15 protein-coding genes are annotated in these 16485 nt (G+C 38.6%); all 15 read right to left on the bottom strand.

Annotation, left to right across the window (positions count from 1 at the left end; translation table 11 throughout):
- Nucleotides 1-10: 10 nt before the first annotated feature.
- Nucleotides 11-2266 carry a DNA internalization-related competence protein ComEC/Rec2 gene (locus D3H64_RS01455; protein WP_147429881.1) on the bottom strand — a complete coding sequence of 752 codons (2256 nt, stop codon included), beginning with the start codon at nucleotides 2264-2266 and terminating at the stop codon, nucleotides 11-13.
- Nucleotides 2267-2407: 141 nt separating this feature from the next.
- Nucleotides 2408-3130, bottom strand: coding sequence for a helix-hairpin-helix domain-containing protein (locus tag D3H64_RS01450; protein WP_121564126.1), 723 nt, complete (start codon nucleotides 3128-3130; stop codon nucleotides 2408-2410).
- A gap of 293 nt (nucleotides 3131-3423) precedes the next feature.
- A complete protein-coding gene (gene coaD / locus D3H64_RS01445; protein ID WP_121564124.1) occupies nucleotides 3424-3921 on the bottom strand; it encodes a pantetheine-phosphate adenylyltransferase in 498 nt (165 codons plus the stop codon).
- Between the two features lie 17 nt (nucleotides 3922-3938).
- Complete coding sequence (rsmD, locus tag D3H64_RS01440; protein ID WP_121564122.1) at nucleotides 3939-4490, bottom strand: 16S rRNA (guanine(966)-N(2))-methyltransferase RsmD; 552 nt, start codon at nucleotides 4488-4490, stop codon at nucleotides 3939-3941.
- Entirely contained in the window at nucleotides 4481-4798 is a 318-nt protein-coding gene (locus D3H64_RS01435) for a YlbG family protein (protein ID WP_199700114.1), read from the bottom strand. Before D3H64_RS01435 ends, rsmD begins: the two co-directional genes overlap by 10 nt.
- Nucleotides 4795-5838: a CAP-associated domain-containing protein gene (locus tag D3H64_RS01430; protein ID WP_121564120.1), complete on the bottom strand. Its 1044-nt coding sequence runs from the start codon at nucleotides 5836-5838 to the stop codon at nucleotides 4795-4797. Before D3H64_RS01430 ends, D3H64_RS01435 begins: the two co-directional genes overlap by 4 nt.
- Nucleotides 5835-7145, bottom strand: a complete 1311-nt coding sequence (locus tag D3H64_RS01425; protein ID WP_121564118.1) for an FtsW/RodA/SpoVE family cell cycle protein — start codon at nucleotides 7143-7145, stop codon at nucleotides 5835-5837. The genes D3H64_RS01430 and D3H64_RS01425 overlap by 4 nt, the downstream gene beginning before the upstream one ends.
- Nucleotides 7142-7420, bottom strand: a complete 279-nt coding sequence (locus tag D3H64_RS01420; protein ID WP_233554861.1) for a DUF1507 family protein — start codon at nucleotides 7418-7420, stop codon at nucleotides 7142-7144. Before D3H64_RS01420 ends, D3H64_RS01425 begins: the two co-directional genes overlap by 4 nt.
- A gap of 215 nt (nucleotides 7421-7635) precedes the next feature.
- A complete protein-coding gene (typA, locus tag D3H64_RS01415; RefSeq protein ID WP_121564114.1) occupies nucleotides 7636-9486 on the bottom strand; it encodes a translational GTPase TypA in 1851 nt (616 codons plus the stop codon).
- A 252-nt stretch (nucleotides 9487-9738) separates the two neighbouring features.
- Nucleotides 9739-10536: an inositol monophosphatase family protein gene (locus tag D3H64_RS01410; RefSeq protein WP_121564112.1), complete on the bottom strand. Its 798-nt coding sequence runs from the start codon at nucleotides 10534-10536 to the stop codon at nucleotides 9739-9741.
- Nucleotides 10537-10538: 2 nt separating this feature from the next.
- Nucleotides 10539-10838, bottom strand: a complete 300-nt coding sequence (locus D3H64_RS01405) for a UPF0223 family protein (protein ID WP_255420991.1) — start codon at nucleotides 10836-10838, stop codon at nucleotides 10539-10541.
- 172 nt (nucleotides 10839-11010) lie between these two features.
- Nucleotides 11011-12768, bottom strand: coding sequence for an ABC transporter ATP-binding protein (locus tag D3H64_RS01400; protein ID WP_121564110.1), 1758 nt, complete (start codon nucleotides 12766-12768; stop codon nucleotides 11011-11013).
- Between the two features lies 1 nt (nucleotide 12769).
- Nucleotides 12770-14503: an ABC transporter ATP-binding protein gene (locus tag D3H64_RS01395; protein WP_121564108.1), complete on the bottom strand. Its 1734-nt coding sequence runs from the start codon at nucleotides 14501-14503 to the stop codon at nucleotides 12770-12772.
- Between the two features lie 247 nt (nucleotides 14504-14750).
- The gene (purK, locus tag D3H64_RS01390) at nucleotides 14751-15908 is read right to left on the bottom strand and encodes a 5-(carboxyamino)imidazole ribonucleotide synthase (protein ID WP_121564106.1); all 1158 of its coding nucleotides are present in this window, start codon (nucleotides 15906-15908) and stop codon (nucleotides 14751-14753) included.
- A complete protein-coding gene (gene purE, locus D3H64_RS01385) occupies nucleotides 15895-16365 on the bottom strand; it encodes a 5-(carboxyamino)imidazole ribonucleotide mutase (protein ID WP_121564197.1) in 471 nt (156 codons plus the stop codon). Before purE ends, purK begins: the two co-directional genes overlap by 14 nt.
- Nucleotides 16366-16485: the final 120 nt, after the last annotated feature.

Genomic DNA, 16485 nt, shown 5'->3' with positions numbered 1-16485 from the left:
TCAGCTTTTCTTATCGGTCTCTACTATTTGAAACGATAGGCCCCATTCCAGCAAACCAATCTATTCTTACCGCACCTTCTTTTGCTGTTTGGCGTATGCGACAATTCGCCTTTTTCAAAACTTCTAGCACTTCTTGCTTAGGATGACCGTAGCGATTATTTTCACCAACTGATATCCAGGCTTCTTTAGGATGAATGGCATCTACAAAAGCTTGACTGGAAGAGCTATTACTTCCATGATGTCCCACTTTCAAAATATCCACTGCTCCAGCTTGACCTTTTTGAATCAAATTATTTTCTACCTCTACTCCAGCATCTCCCATTAACAAACACCTTAGTCCCTTATAATTGAATCGGCTGACAATAGATTGTTCATTTTTCTCTTGATAGAAGCGATCCGGAGAAATAACTTTAATATCAAGTCCTGCTAAATTGACTTCTTGACCACTTGATAGCAATCGCACAAGTACTGCCTTTTCTTTTGCCTTATCTAAAATAGCCCGATAATTAGGATCGCCTTCTGATCCTTTGCTAATCCATAATTCTCTAACAGCTAGTGTCTCCATCACACTAAGGGCTCCACCTATATGATCAGCATCTGGATGGGTGAGAATTAAAATATCTAAACGACTGATCCCCTCACGAAAAAGGGCAGGCAAGAGGTAGCGATTAGCATGTCGACGGTTTAATTCCTCATAGCTTAAAGCTCCCTCCCCACTCCCTCCTTTATAAGCTAAAACACCGCCAGTATCAATAAGAACGGTTTTTCTTTTAGCAGGAGTATAGGCTAAAAAAGCATCCCCTTGATGGACATTAAGCATGATCATAGAAGCTTTCAAAGACCAATGATTATAATTCAACAACAGGAAAGACAGACAGAAAAAACTCATAAAAGAGCTCAATCTTACCCTATTTTTCCCCCAATAAACAAGGAAAAAGAGGATGACCGTTAAAAATAGAAGATCAATACAAAGAGGTAACTTGCCCATCACCCAATAAGCATAAGGCCAGTCAGCTATCTTTTTAATTTGATCAAAAAATATTAAAAGCCAGCGATCTACTATGCTATAAATCCCCCACAATCTATTATCTAAAAGACCATAAAAACTAGCAAAGATCAATAAAGGTAGGAGGGCATAACTAAAAGCCACAGCAAACAAAGCAGACCATACCATCAAAAGTATGTTCACTCGAAAGAAAAATTGGCCTGTTAGAAAAAGCGTTAAGATGGATAAGAAGCAAGGAGGAATTAATGTCTTCCAGTAAGCATGAGGGTCAAGCCTTAGAGGATTTTCTTCTAAAAGAATAAGTATTAAAGTCATAGCAAAGCTCAGTATATAGCTGAGGGAGTGCAACTGGAAAGGTTTAACCAGCAATATTACTCCTCCCATAAGGGCTAGTCGATCAAAGTGAGTGAAAGATTTTATTGGCAAGAGGCTTAAAGCATGCATCCCCACCGCCCTTACCATAGAAATAGGCCAGCCCACTAGACTACCATATAAAAGTAAAAGGGCTAAAACTACTTGCTCTGTCCTTTTTCTCCTTATCCCCAAACGATAAAATAAACGCCTAAGTTCTAGCGCTATGACCTCTACATGAAAACCCGATAAAGCTAAAAAAGGCATCAAGCCCAATTGCTGAAAACTCCTTTTAAAATCCTCAGGCAATTGACTTTTGTCATTCAACAAAAATGATTGAAATAAGATAGATAAAAAAGGTCCCGGGACTTGTTCAATATAGTGATAAATCTTCCATTTCCAACTTTTTAATATGGCCTCTAGACCTAAAAGTTCCCCCAAAACTTCCAACTCATTGACCTTCAGTTTTCCAACAAGGCCTTGGCTTTTATAAAATTTTTGCTCATCAAAGCTATCAAAATTCTCTGGACCTTTTACTCCTTTCCATTCCCCCTTAACCCTCACCCTTATAAGACTAGCTTTTTTCATTTCTTGTATTTTATCCTTATCTAGATGACTAAGAAAAATCTTCCCCCTAGGAAAATGAGCTAAACCATACCCTCTACTCCCTTTTACAGAAATGTCGTGAGGATCTAGCTTAAGATCTAAACAAATGTTTTCCTGATCATGATAGCCTTGGCTCAAATAGCTATAAGTCTTTTCTTGATAAAAATAATTCAAACTCGTTAGTAAGAATAGGAGGCTCGCCAAAACTAACCAAGCTTTATCCTTAGTCCAAAGTAAGCGAAACATCCAGATAAGTAATAGCACCATAAAAACATAGGACTGTCCTTTTTGTAAACAGGCCAAAAGCAAAACTTGTCCTAGCCAAAAGAAAAACCACTGTCCATTTGTTTTTTCTAATACTGCATCACATACTTTTCTCAGCTCGCCAGCTCCTTTCACTAAAGGTTGATCTGTCAGCAAACTCGATCGATAAGTCTAATACAACTAATCCACCCTTATAAAATCCTTCAGCTTTTCAAATGTTTTCTGCCCAATACCTGAAATATTCTTTAAGTCTTCGATAGATTTAAATGATCCTTTTTCCTCTCGATAGGCAATGATATCTTTGGCTTTCTTTTCACCTATCCCAGAAAGACTCATTAATTGTTGTTGATCAGCTTGATTTAAATTAATTTGACTTCCTGAAGAATTTCCTTGACTTCCTGAAGCAGTGTTCGTTTGATTTGATCCCTCTGACATTCTAGAATCTGCCACTTCCTCTCCCATCATGGGAACATAAATGACTTCTTGATCTTGAACTTTTTTGGCCAAATTCACCTGATTTTGGTCAGCATCAGGGGTAAAACCACCTGCTTCTAGTATGATTTCCCCAATTCGTTCTTCAGCTTCCACTTCGTAAACTCCAGGATGAAGCACTTGACCTTTCACATCTACCACGATACTGGCTTTTTTAGAGTTAGTCTCTTTCCCCTTATCATTTCCCTTAGATTCTTTTTCATCCCTAGGGAATTTTGACTTCTCTACTAAAACATTTTCCTGTGGTTTTCCTCCTAAAAATCCTTTAGCATCAAGAGATTCCTGATTAATCATCACAACGTAAAAAATCATAGAAAATACTGCCATAAGTCCTAACCCTCCAGTCAACAACCAGCGTTTAGTCGACCAACCTTTCATAGATCTTTTTAGTTTTTCTACTATATTTCCCATGGACTATCCCTCTCTTTCTCTTGTCATTAATCTACGCAAGAAGTCAATTAAATGATTTTAAAAACTAGCAAATAGCTAAAAATACTCAAATAAGCTAACCCCCTAAAGTTGAGTGACTTACATCAACTTTAGGGGGTTAGCTTACTTTACAGCTGTTTTTAAAGGAAAGACTTCTTAGATTAAAGATCAACTTCTCTATAGCTAAAAAGAAGCCAAAGACAATCAATTCTTATCATAGTAACTATCTATTGATTTTAACTTTGCTAGCGCCAGGCTTTTGGGCTGTTAGGCATTTAGGCTTTTTCCATGGCTTCTTTCAAAATAGCTATAACTTCAGCAGGAACCATGGGCGAAATATCTTCTCCATAAGAAGCAATCTCCTTCACCAAAGAGGAAGAAATGTGCCGATATTTTGGATCTGACATCAAAAAAATACTAGTGATCTCTGGAGCTAGTTGGGCGTTCATTTGAGCTATGGTCTGTTCGTATTCAAAATCTTTGCTATCTCGAATACCCCTAATTAAACAAGAACAAGACAGGCGTTCTGCAAGATGAACTGTTAATTCCCCAGAATAGCTAACGACCCTTACCCGCTCCTCTTCACTAAAGATCTTTTCTAAAATCAAACGACGGTCTTCTAGAGAAAGGGTACTCTTTTTATTAGCATTCACTCCGATTCCAATGATTAATTCATCAACGACCCTTAAACTCTTTTCGATAATATCCAAGTGCCCCCTTGTAATAGGATCGAAACTGCCAACGAACAGAGCTCTTCGTATTTTTTCTCCCACAGTCTCACCTTCTCTCTTTAGGCTTTTTCTTGATTCACTCGATAAAAAGCAATCCGAGTGGCTTTATAATCTTTGATAATAACAAGTTCATACCCTTCAACTTTATCAGGTACAGACCTATCACTAGCTAGCTCATAACAAACTAAAGCTTCTTTCTTTAAGATATTCGCTTGACGAATAGCCGCTAAATCTCCGCTTATATCCGCTATTCTATAAGGAGGATCCAAATAAATCAAATTAAATCTACCTGGCAACTGTGTCCATAAATGACGGACATCGCCACGATAGAGACGCCCCTTCCTAGTTTTAACTTTTTTTAAATTGCTCTCTATGACCTGACAAGCAGCTGGATTTTTCTCCACCAAAATAGCCTCATCCATTCCCCTAGATAGGGCTTCTATGGCCATAGCTCCTGATCCACTAAAGGCGTCTAGCATTCTCCCGCCCTCAAAAAAAGGTCCAACCATTTGAAAAAATGAAGCTTTAATTTTATCACTAGTTGGTCTAGTCAGATCACCTTTCAATGTGAGTAAAGGAATCCCTCTATATTCTCCAGCCACTACTCGCATGGAACTTCACCTTGAGAGTTAGGGCTATTTTCAGTTTTGCCAAGATCTTTTACTTCATGTAAAATCTTCGAAAAATCTTTCGTTTCAATTTCTTTTCTTGTGCTGACGTCTACCGAACGAACAAAATGTAGTCTCTCTAAGCTAGAAAGAGTTTGAGCTGTTGTATGGCTATCAAGATACATAATGGCATATTTCATCCGTTTAGAAACATAATGTATATAGCCATATCGTTTCAATTGATTGATTTTCTTTAAAGTATATAAATAGACGATTATTTCCGTTCGACTTCTTGGTTCAAATTCTCTCACGGCCTTTCATCTCCTTCCTGACTCTCTTGAACAAGCCATAAACTATCTGAATCCACAACAGAAAAAGAACTACTTCCCCTTCCTTTTGGTGAAAAAAGATGGATATGATCCTGCTCTTTAAATAAATTAATAAGATTACTATATAGATACTGGAACTGTTGATTAGAAAAGAAGAAACTTGTTTGTCCTGGATATATAGCTTGAATGGCGTTAAAAACACTTGCAGAGGAATACAGTTGTTTTTGAGGTTGATTTTTCACGAACTTCAAAATTCGTTGAGCATCCGCATAAGCTAGCTCATTAGAATCTAGTTCAGGCAGATTTTTCTGTTCCCTTAGCGCATTGATCGTATTAAGCCACAAACGATTTAAGCTTTCTTGATCCACTTCTTCGGCATTGATCTCCGTTGGCATATTTTTGGGGCGATTATCTTCATAAACATTCAATCTTGAAAGTTCATCCGATGCAACATAGACGACACCTGCTAAACATTTGTCTTCTTTTCTAAACAAAAGAATGCCATATGAATGATTATCAAAAGCTACGATAGGAATATACTTTCTTTCTTGCTTACTAAGATCAAGATCACGAATCTTGTTATCTTCTTTGAGTGGTACAGATTTTTTTAAAGGGATCTCATCTCTTACATTGTCCCTAGTCATTCCGATATTGAAAAAGCCAGACATATCCTCTTTGCCTAAAGCCATCACTGATACCACCCGTTCATCACGAGTTTCTATAGACAGAAAGTGTCCACTAGTTCGGTAATATTGATAAATACGTCTAGTTTTACTGACTTCTAAAGAAATATCAGGATCTCCTAAAAGTTGAATAATGGATTCAACAGGTTGATTAATCCATAAGGCTCTCCCTAAAGCAGGAGAAAAAGCCTTCTCATCAAGCTCTGAATCAACTTTCATACTTTTATGACTGGCCAGATTATCTCCCTTATCCGACTCATCTGACATAGTAGGAATGATATAGACTAAAAAGACCAGAACGATGAAAGTAAGGCAAAAACTTCTCCAAAAAGCCTTCATGGTGTACTCTCCTTTTCCGAAGACGGCGCTAAACTTTCCCTGGCATGATCCGATGGGTTAAACCTTTGCCGTGAATATCTTTTACTTGGTCTATTTTTCCCTAGTCGTAAGTAGGATGATTCGACATCCAAACTAGCAAAAGCCAAGCCTATTGCCATGCTGAAAGCTAACAAACTTGATCCGCCATAACTCAGGAAAGGTAAAGTAATCCCTGTTAAAGGAATAATGGCAGTTAATCCTCCCAAATTTATGACACTTTGAATAAGAAACAGACTCGCCACACCAGTCAATATATACTTATTAGTACGGGTTCTAGCTTTTAAAGCTAAATAGTAAAGTCGTAAAATAAGGGTCAGCAAAAGTCCTAAAATCACAATTACCCCTACAAATCCCCATTCTTCAGCTAAAATAGCCATAATAAAATCGGTAGAAGCTTCTGGCAGATAGCCTGTTTTAAAAAGACTAGCTCCTGGCCCTTGCCCTAACCAACCGCCACGTGACATCGCCATAAACCCTCTCACCATTTGGAAAGAAGCAGCATCTGCATGTGCAAAAGGCTCACGAAAGGCTAGAAAACGGCTATACATATGTCTTGGTAAAAATTTTAAAAAGGATAATGGGACAAAACAAATGATAAATAAGGCGAGGCAGAAGACTAAAGGAATAAGGATCTTAGCTCCCCTCCGATACCGATTAGCCACCAATTGCAAAATAAACCAGAGGGTGAAAATCACAATATTTGTCCCCCAGTCCGGTTGACATTTGATTAAAAAGACCATCAAGGCAACTGGCCCATAAAGTAGACAACGTTCCAACCAAACATCTTTTTTTACTTGTATCAAACTCTCAAGGCTAGAGGAAAGAGCGTATTGATTCTGTCTCGTCGCACTAAAAGTGACGCCAAACCACCAAATCAAAAACACTTTAACAAATTCTGAAGGTTGCAATTGCATACTACCTATTAAAATCCAACTTTTAGCCCCATTAACTTCCCTTCCGATAAGAAGGACAAGAATCAGGCTAAAAACTAAGAGGACACTAGAAAGCCAAAGAAAGGATTGGTGCTTCAAATAACGTTTGAAAAAGATATAAGAAAGAACTGCTCCAGATAAACTGATCCCAATGAAAAAAAGTTGCTTAAAAATAACGGCTATAATAGAAAACCAACCTACCTCTGCTATGGCTCCCTTTGAGGATAAAACCGCTAAAAAGCCGATGATCATTAAAGCTAAATAAGTCAAAAGCAAGGTATTATCCAACTCCCGTAATATCTTACGCACTGGGAGCTTTAAACGAAAATTGTTCATGACCGAAATCCCTCATAGTGTTGGTCATAAATGACGGAGTAAACATCATTCAATCGGCTTTCTAGGCGAGAAATTAAGGCATGACCCTCTTCTTCACTAATGGCATCAATGGCGATGGCAAATTCCACCTGTTTCGTTAAACCAAATAATTGCGTATCGATCACTTCTTCAACAGCAGGACATTGAGTTAGGCACAGATAGTTTTTTTGCCGTTCAATCAATTGGTAGATGATGTCCGCATTTTCATTTAATATTTGCCATGCTTTTTCGGTCACTATCATCCCTCCTTAGAATCACTCCTTTTATTATAGCAAAAGTATAGGGAAAATACCTAGCAAGTCATTCAGCCAAAAAACGCTTTGGCCTCCTAGCAAAAAAATTTCTCGTTCGACTCAACTTTAATCCTAGCTAATCTTCGTTATTGACATAAAAACCCTAAAATTAGACCTTCCAGCCTAACTTTAGGGTTTGTTCAATTTATAGGAATTTTCTACTTAGCGGCTTCTTTTGCTTTTTTCAAGCGTTTAGCAGCTTTTTCACGTTCACCCTTATTCAAGATTTGCTTCCGCAAACGAATGGTTTCTGGTGTGACTTCACAATATTCGTCCTCTCCTAGGAACTCTAATGATTCTTCTAAAGAGAGTTTACGTGGCGTTTTAATGACTGCCGTTTGGTCTTTTGTAGCAGAACGCACGTTAGTCATTTGTTTAGCACGAGTAATATTAACTGCAATATCGTTGTCACGAGAGTTTTCCCCAACAACTTGTCCTTCATAAATAGCTGTCCCTGGTTCAATAAAGATCGTCCCACGATCTTCAACGCCCATGATCCCATAAGTAGTTGCCTTACCTGTTTCAGTGGCTACTAAAGCCCCATTACGCCGTCCACCGATTTGCTCTTCAATGACTGGTAAGTATTGATCAAAAGTGTGATTCATAATGCCGTAACCAGAAGTCATGGATAGGAATTCAGTAGAATATCCGATTAAACCACGAGCAGGCACTAAGAAAATGAGACGAACTTGATCATTACCTGTGTGGATCATATCTTGCATTTCACCACGACGACGGCCTAAAGATTCAATAACACTCCCTGCATATTCTTGAGGTGTATCAATTTGTACCCGTTCAAATGGTTCACATAAAACACCATCTACACGTTTTTGAATAACTTTAGGACGAGATACTTGCAATTCAAAACCTTCACGACGCATCGTTTCAATCAAAATGGACAAGTGTAATTCCCCACGTCCAGAAACAATCCAAGCGTCTGGCGAATCTGTCGGCTCTACCCGTAAAGAAACGTCCGTATGTAATTCACGCATTAAACGTTCTTCGATCTTGCGAGACGTTACAAATTTCCCTTCACGCCCTGCAAATGGCGAATTGTTCGTCAAGAAAGTCATTTGCAAAGTTGGTTCATCAATATGAAGAACTGGTAAAGCATCTAAATTATCTTCTGGTACGACTGTTTCCCCAACGAAAATGTCTTCCATCCCTGAAACAGCAATCAAATCACCTGCTTTAGCTTCTTGAATTTCTTCTCGTTGCAAGCCAAAGAAACCAAATAACTTCGTCACACGGAAATGTTTAACCGAACCGTCCAGTTTCATCAAAGCAACTGCATCCCCAACTTTGATCTTCCCACGAAATACTCGGCCAATACCGATACGACCAACGTAGTCATTATAATCTAAAAGAGCTACTTGGAATTGAAGGGGCTGATCAGAATTATCTTCTGGTGCTGGAATATGTTCTTTGATCGTTTCAAAGATAGGATCCATTGTTTTTTCTTGTTCTGCTGGATCATCAGAGCGAGATGATGTCCCGTTAATAGCAGAGCAGAAAACAACCGGAAATTCCAATTGATCTTCATCCGCACCCAATTCAATGAAGAGGTCTAAAACTTCATCAATAACTTCTACTGGACGAGCAGCAGGCTTATCAATTTTGTTTACCACAACGATTGGAACTAAATGTTGATCCAAGGCTTTCTTTAACACAAAACGTGTTTGAGGCATAGTTCCTTCTTGGGCATCCACTACTAATAGGACTCCATCAACCATTTTCATGATCCGTTCAACTTCTCCACCGAAATCGGCGTGCCCTGGAGTATCAAGAATATTAATACGAGTACCTTGGAAATCTACAGCAGTATTCTTTGCTAGAATAGTAATCCCACGTTCTCTTTCGATAGCATTGCTGTCCATGGCTCGGTCTTGTAATTCTGTCCGATCAGAAACAGAATGGGATTGTTTCAATAATTCGTTAACTAAGGTTGTTTTCCCATGGTCGACGTGAGCAATAATCGCCACGTTACGAATATCCTCTCTTTTTTTCATTACTTACTTCCTCCTCAAGAATTGCGCAATGGGTAAAAAGTGATTAGCCGAATAATGTCATGCAGGCAATCTTCCTATTAAGGCTAACTCATCTCATTTCTACTCACCAACTAGCTAGCTTTATAACCTAGCTAGTTTTCTGACCATAAAGAAAGACCTCGATTTTGGAGGTCTTCAACATTTCACATGAGCTAGTGCCTCTTCACCCATTCTTACGAACACTAGTGTAACACGAAAAAAGGCAATCTCAAACTATTTTTTTTGATCTAATTGAATCGCTTGAAGCAAGAATGGATAAATCCTTGGATGCGCAAAAATAATTTCACTCGAATCTGGTAAAGGAATCTCTTGTCCAGAGAAATCCGTCAGCTTAAAGCCCCATTCTTTAGCGATCAATCGTGCCACAACCATATCCCAAGGGGCACATTTACCAGCTACATAGGCAATACGTGATCCCAAAGCCATTTCAATAGTCGTTAGACCTGAAGATCCAGTAATCCGAATACCCATGGATCGATCTAAAAAGGCAGTAACCGCTTGAGGATGAGAATTACAAATAGAAGCAGAAATTTCAATTAGGCCTTGATCGAGATTTTTATCCGGTGCTTCTAACTTCTCGCCTTGATAGTAAACTCCTTCACCAGAAAAAGCTGATAATATATGGCCTGTATCACCTTCTACTAGTACCCCAAAAATTAATTCTTCTTGATCATAAAAAGCTAATATATGGGCATAATGGCGACGTTCTTGTACGAAATTCATGGTCCCATCGATAGGATCAATCACCCATTGAGGGCTTTTAAATGTTAAATCAGCTTTACCGGCTTGCTTTTCTTCGCCTAAAACGGCATCTAAAGGAAAGGCACTTTCTATTTTCCCCACAAGGAAGCGTTCCACTCCCTTATCCATTTGCGTCACTAGGTCGGTTCGACTCGTTTTTTCATCAATGACTAACTGTTCATCACTTTGAGCTTTTAACCAATGATAGGCCTCTTTCATCCATTTTTTTGCTAGCCCGAAGCGTTTTAAATGGTCTTCTTTTTCTAACACCCTTACTTCCTCCTTTTTTGACGCTGACTCTCTTCCATTTTTACCCAAATATCTGCTTCCTTAGTGGCCTTCATGGTGCGATAGATGGAGTAGCCACTCGCTTCTTCAAAGGCTTTATCCAATTGCTTTTCTTCGCTTTTACTTGGAACAATTCGTTTAAAAGCCTGATAAGCTAAACAGAGATCTTCTTTTCTAGCTCGCCTTTCGTAAGCATCCTCGATTAAACTGTATAAATTCACTACAAGAGCAATTTCTTCATGGCTCCAATCTGAGTTCATTGGGTAAGCATAGTTCCCAATCACTTGCTCATCCCCCTTTTTTAATATAGCTTATAACTAGCATTGTACCACAAATAAGAGTCCTATTTGCGTTTAAACAAGGACTCTTACTCTATATTCTAAGACTAAAAATTTTCAGTAACTCGCCTAACAGTATAGGTTCAATACAAAGATTTTATCAAAATTGTTCCACTCACTATTCTAGTAAAAAACTATTTGCTTGATCGAGATACATTTGATGATAAAAGCCTTTCGCCTCTAGAAGGTCTTTGTGTTGGCCTTTTTCAACAATCTTCCCTTGAGACAACACAATAATTTGATCGGCATCTTGTACGGTCAATAAACGATGGGCAATAATTAAAGTGGTTCTATTTTCCTTTAAGATTGCCATGGCTTCTTGAATCAAGCCTTCTGTTTCGCTATCGACGTGAGAAGTCGCTTCATCTAAAATCAATATTTTAGGATTTCTCACCAAAGCACGTGCGAAACTCAGGAGTTGCCTTTGACCAGAGGAAAATTCTTCTCCCTTGTCAACCACTGGCTGATGAATTCCCATTTCCAATTGGCTAATCCACTTCCAAGCTCCAACTTTTTCTAGGGCTTCTTGAGCCATTTCTTCAGTAATTGTCGGATCATCTAGCGTGATATTCGATAAAATCGTTCCAGAAAAAATATAAGGTTCTTGGAGAACTATAGCCATCCCTTTCCTGAGGGCTGCCCGACTAGCTTGAAAAATATTTTGGCCATCTATCAAGATTTCTCCAGCATTTGGGTCATAAAAGCGAAAAAGCAGGTTCATTAAGGTAGATTTCCCAGATCCTGTCTCACCAACGATAGCTATCGTTTCATGTGCTCCAACTTCTAAACAGAAATCTTTTAAAATATAGTGCTCGTTTTTATAAGCAAAATCAAGATTCTTGATGTCAATTTTCCCGTCTTGGATAGAGAGATCATCTTCCACTTCATCTTCTATATTTTCATCAAGAAATTGGAAAATTCGTTGACCTGCTGCCAATGAGCGTTGGACTGATCCTACAATTCTTACGACCATTCCCAAAGGTTCAAGTACTCGGGAAGTTCCTTCCACCAAGGCGTAAAGCAAACCCGCAGTCACAGCTTCCTTCCCTTGCAAAAAGCCCAAAGCTATAAAAGCTACTAAAGCTACTTGCGTTACATAAATCATCAGCTTGCTTAAAGTATAGGAAGCCCATGTTTCTAATCGCAAGCCCTTTAATTGCCACTGCATAAGTTGTTGACTAGCAGTCATAAATTTCTTAATCAGGTCATCTTGCATTCCAAAAGCTTGAACAATTTCCACGTTCTGTAAGCTTTCATTCATCTGCGAGGTTAAATCAGACCGTTGCTCTTGAACTTTGATTTGAATCGGTGACATTTTCTTTGTGTAAAGTCCTTGCCAAATAACTACAATAGGCAAAAGCACAAGCATGGCCAAACAAACCTCCTGACTTAAATGAAACAACATGAGGTAAGTCCCTAAAACCATGACGACATTCATTAATAGCATAGCAAGACCTGCTACATAAAATTGTCGACGAATTTCCTCTACGTCATTCGTTAAACGTGATACCAAACTTCCGCTTGCATGCTGGTCAAAATAAGCCATCGGAAGTTGATTCATCCGCTCAAACATTTGATCTCTCATCTTTTTAGCAATTTTATTGGACAGAACTTGTAAGGAATACATGGCAATAAAGCGAAATACCATTATCCCAATTGCTGTTAATCCAATTAAAAGTAACAGATGTATAAATTTATCCTGATAGTACACATGCCTTTGACCTAAAGGCACCAAAACCTGATCAATGATTTGCTTTATCAAAAGTGTCTGACTAACCCCTAAACTCGTTTGAAGGAAGAGGAAAACTAAACCAGTGATAAAGAGCCAAGGTTGCACTAGTAAATAGGCAAGCAAACGCTTAATAGTTGCTGTCATTTTAGCCCTCCTCTAACATCTGTTTCCTGTATTGGTTAGCATACCATTGCCCTTTTGCCATTAGTTCTTCATGTCGCCCTCGTTCAACAATTTCCCCTTGATCCAATACAATAATTTGATCGCAATCTCTCACTGCAGTCAGGCGGTGGGAAACAATCAATTGTGTTTGTTCACTTGCTTCTTTTCGAATCGCCTTTAAAATATGCCTTTCAGTTGAAACGTCAACAGCTGATAGGGCATCATCCAAAATTAAAATTGGCGCTTTATTCAAAAAGGCTCTAGCCATTGCTAAACGTTGCTTCTGACCGCCTGATAAGCTGACTCCCTTTTCCCCCACTAGGGTATCCAATCCCTCAGGCATGCGCAATATATCTTTCCATAAATCAGCCATTTTCAAAGATTTTTCAATAGCCTTATCCCTGACTTCACCCTGACCTAGAGTCAAATTTTCTTTAATACTTCTGCTAAATACTGCTTGTTCTTGCGGGACATAGCTGAACAAAGCCCGAATACTTTGCCTTGAAAAATGACTGATCTTTTGCCCATTGATGAATGGCTCTGCTTCAAAGAAAGGGTAGCGTGATAAAAGTGAACGAACTAGAGTAGTTTTCCCTGAGCCAGTTTTACCAACAATACCAATTTTTTCTCCTGATTTAATCGTCAAATGAATATGCTTCAAAACATCTTCATCCTCTAGTTTGTAGCGGAAGGAGAAATCCTGAAATACAAGTGAATGAAAATCAGCAATTTCCGCTTGCCCAAATTCCGTTAATTGATCCGTAATCTTTAAGGATTCTTCAATGCGCTCCCAAGATGCCTTTCCTTGTTGCATACTACTCATTAAATCCCCTAAAGAAACAATTGGCCATATCACCATTTGCAGATAGATCATGAAAGACATCATTGCCCCAACTGTTAATCGTCCATCTTGTAATAATTTAGCTCCTCCAATAAAAGCAAGCAAGTAACAAGCAGCTAAACAAAATGGAAAGGATCCCTCAAAGAAAGTAGCCCACTTGTTGACCTCGTTTTCCTTTTTCCTCAATTTATTCGTTAATCCATTAAATGCCTTTTCTATCCTTTTTTCTACCCCGAAGGCTCGAACAACACGTATACCGTCCACAATTTCTAACAATTTTTTATTCATGGACGATAAGGCTACTTGTTTTTTTGAATAGGCATCTTCTATCTTATCAGCGATAAAATAGAGCAAAATTCCTAGTATCAGCATTGGCGTTAAAGCAAGTAGGGTTAAAAGAGGGGAAATGGTTAAGATCATCATGCTTAATATATTGACAATATTCACTGATGAATTGAGCATCACCATAACGCCATAGCCCATGATCATCTCCATCGTCGTTACATCCGTATTGGCTCTAGTCAGAAGATCCCCTATTGGTAATCGCTTATAATAAAGTCCACCCCTACTAATGTAATGGCGATACAATTGATCTCTCAATTCTTTTCCAATATCATATTCACCATAATAAATGCAGTAATCTACAAGACTTTCCGCTATGTAAGCCAAAAGGGCTGAGGAAAAAGTGACTGTTAGCAAAAGCCCTAGTTTATTTCTTGTTAAATCCCCTTCCACCAATAGATCCACAAGATAACGAATGGCTTGAACTGGAGCAAGGCTAGCTAAACTAGCCACAAGCATAAGCGATAGGCAAGTTAAATAACGTCTTTTGTGTCCTTTAACATAAGTAGCTAATCGTTTAAATAAACTAACCATCCCACACCTCTTTCTTCCTTAGCTAAAAAAACACTCCCTTTAACACAGGGAGCGCTTGAAAAATCGCATATAAGGTATCATCTATTCTTTGCGGGGGTAAAATGGCCGTGACAGATCTTTTCTTGTTTTCCCAATGAATAGATAGACATCCTTCTCCCCCACTTATTCTTGTTCATTTTTTAACTATAAGAAGATTATAAACTTATTATTAAAAATAAGCAAGATATTGGGGTTTCTTTTTAATTTTCTACTCAGCATCAGCCGCTTCTTTCTTCAAAACTTCAAATTGACCAGCTAAATAATTAGCTTCATCAAAAGTTTTGGTTAAGTAAGTCACATGCCCCATCTTTCGTTTAGCTTTGGCTTCTCCCTTTTTATACAAATGATAGAAGCCATCTGGGTCAGTCATTTGCCATTTTAAAGCCTGATTTAGATTTTCGCCAAGCAAATTGACCATAATAGCCGGCGATAGGAGACGAATCCGAGCTAATGGTCGACCAGTAATCGCAAGAATATGAGCATCAAATTGAGAAAAATTACAAGCTTCAATGGTTAAATGGCCTGAATTATGTGGACGAGGTGCTAATTCATTGACATAAACTTTATCACCACACACAAAGCACTCTATCCCACACAAACCAACAAGACCTGCTTCTTTAGCAACTTTCAAGCCAACTTCTGCCACTTTTTGTGCCAATAAAGAAGAGGGATTAACCGTCTCACTGACTGCAAGAATACCTTGATAGTGACGATTAATAGTGACTGGGAAACATTGATAATTCCCTTCTAAATCCCCATTGACCATAATAGAAGCTTCCAAGTCAAATGCTACAAAGCCCTCTAAAATGCATGGACTGGCTAAAATTTGTGATAAATGATTTGCTTCCACTTCTAAATCTTTAGGATCGGACAAGCGAATCTGACCTTTCCCATCATAACCCATCCTAGTCGTTTTAAGGATCGCTGGATAGCCTAATTCTTCTAAAGCTGTCAATAAATCTTCTTTTGAATTTACTGGACGATAAGGAGCAGTCTCTAAGCCAATCTCATTTAACCAAGCTTTTTCTTTCAAACGATCTTGGCTTGTGAGAAGTAGATCTACACCTTGTGGTAAATAATGATGACGATTTAATTTATTTAAAAGTTCGCCGTTAACATTTTCAAATTCATAGGTTAAAACATCTACCTTGTTAGCAAAATCTAACAAGGCTTTTTCATCATCAAAACTTCCCGTACAGTGCCAATCCGAAACAGCAAATGCACAAGCATTAGGATTTGGATCGTAAGTAGCTACAAGATAACCCATGGCTTGAGCTGATTGCGCCAACATTTTCCCCAGTTGACCAGCTCCAATAATGCCAATCGTCGCTCCGGGATTAAGGATTTTTTTATCAGACAAGATCATCACTACTTTCTACAGCTTGGTCGTGTTGGATTTTCATCCACTCATCCAGTCTATCATAGACAGAAGAATCATGCACCGCTAGGAAGCGAGCTGCTAATAAAGCAGCATTTTTTGCTCCAGATGGTCCAATAGAAACCGTTGCAACAGGGACACCAGCAGGCATTTGAACGATAGATAAAAGGGAATCGACTCCGTTTAAACTAGAAGATTTCATTGGGACTCCAATGACTGGTAAGAGAGTCTTCGCTGCAATCATTCCCGGTAAGTGAGCTGCCCCACCAGCCGCCGCAACTATCACTTCAATTCCCTTTTCTTTAGCAGTCTCAGCAAATTCAAACATTTCTTGAGGCATCCTATGGGCGGAAACCACTGCTTTACTATAAGGAATTTTTAAAGTATCTAGAATTTCAGCACAATTTTTCATTTGTGCCCAATCTGATTTACTCCCCATCACCATTGCTACTTTAACATCTGACACAAGCCATCCTCCTTTATCCCATCCTTAAAAATCCTACAAAATCCCTTCGTCAATTAGACTTCCAGCTCTTTACTCTCTTTTTATTTCAAAAGCTACTTG

The sequence above is a fragment of the Atopobacter sp. AH10 genome (assembly GCF_003664595.1).
GTDB lineage: Bacteria > Bacillota > Bacilli > Lactobacillales > Aerococcaceae > Atopobacter.
The sequence above is the reverse complement of the archived record's forward strand: the minus strand, read 5'-3'. Positions and strand labels throughout refer to the sequence as shown.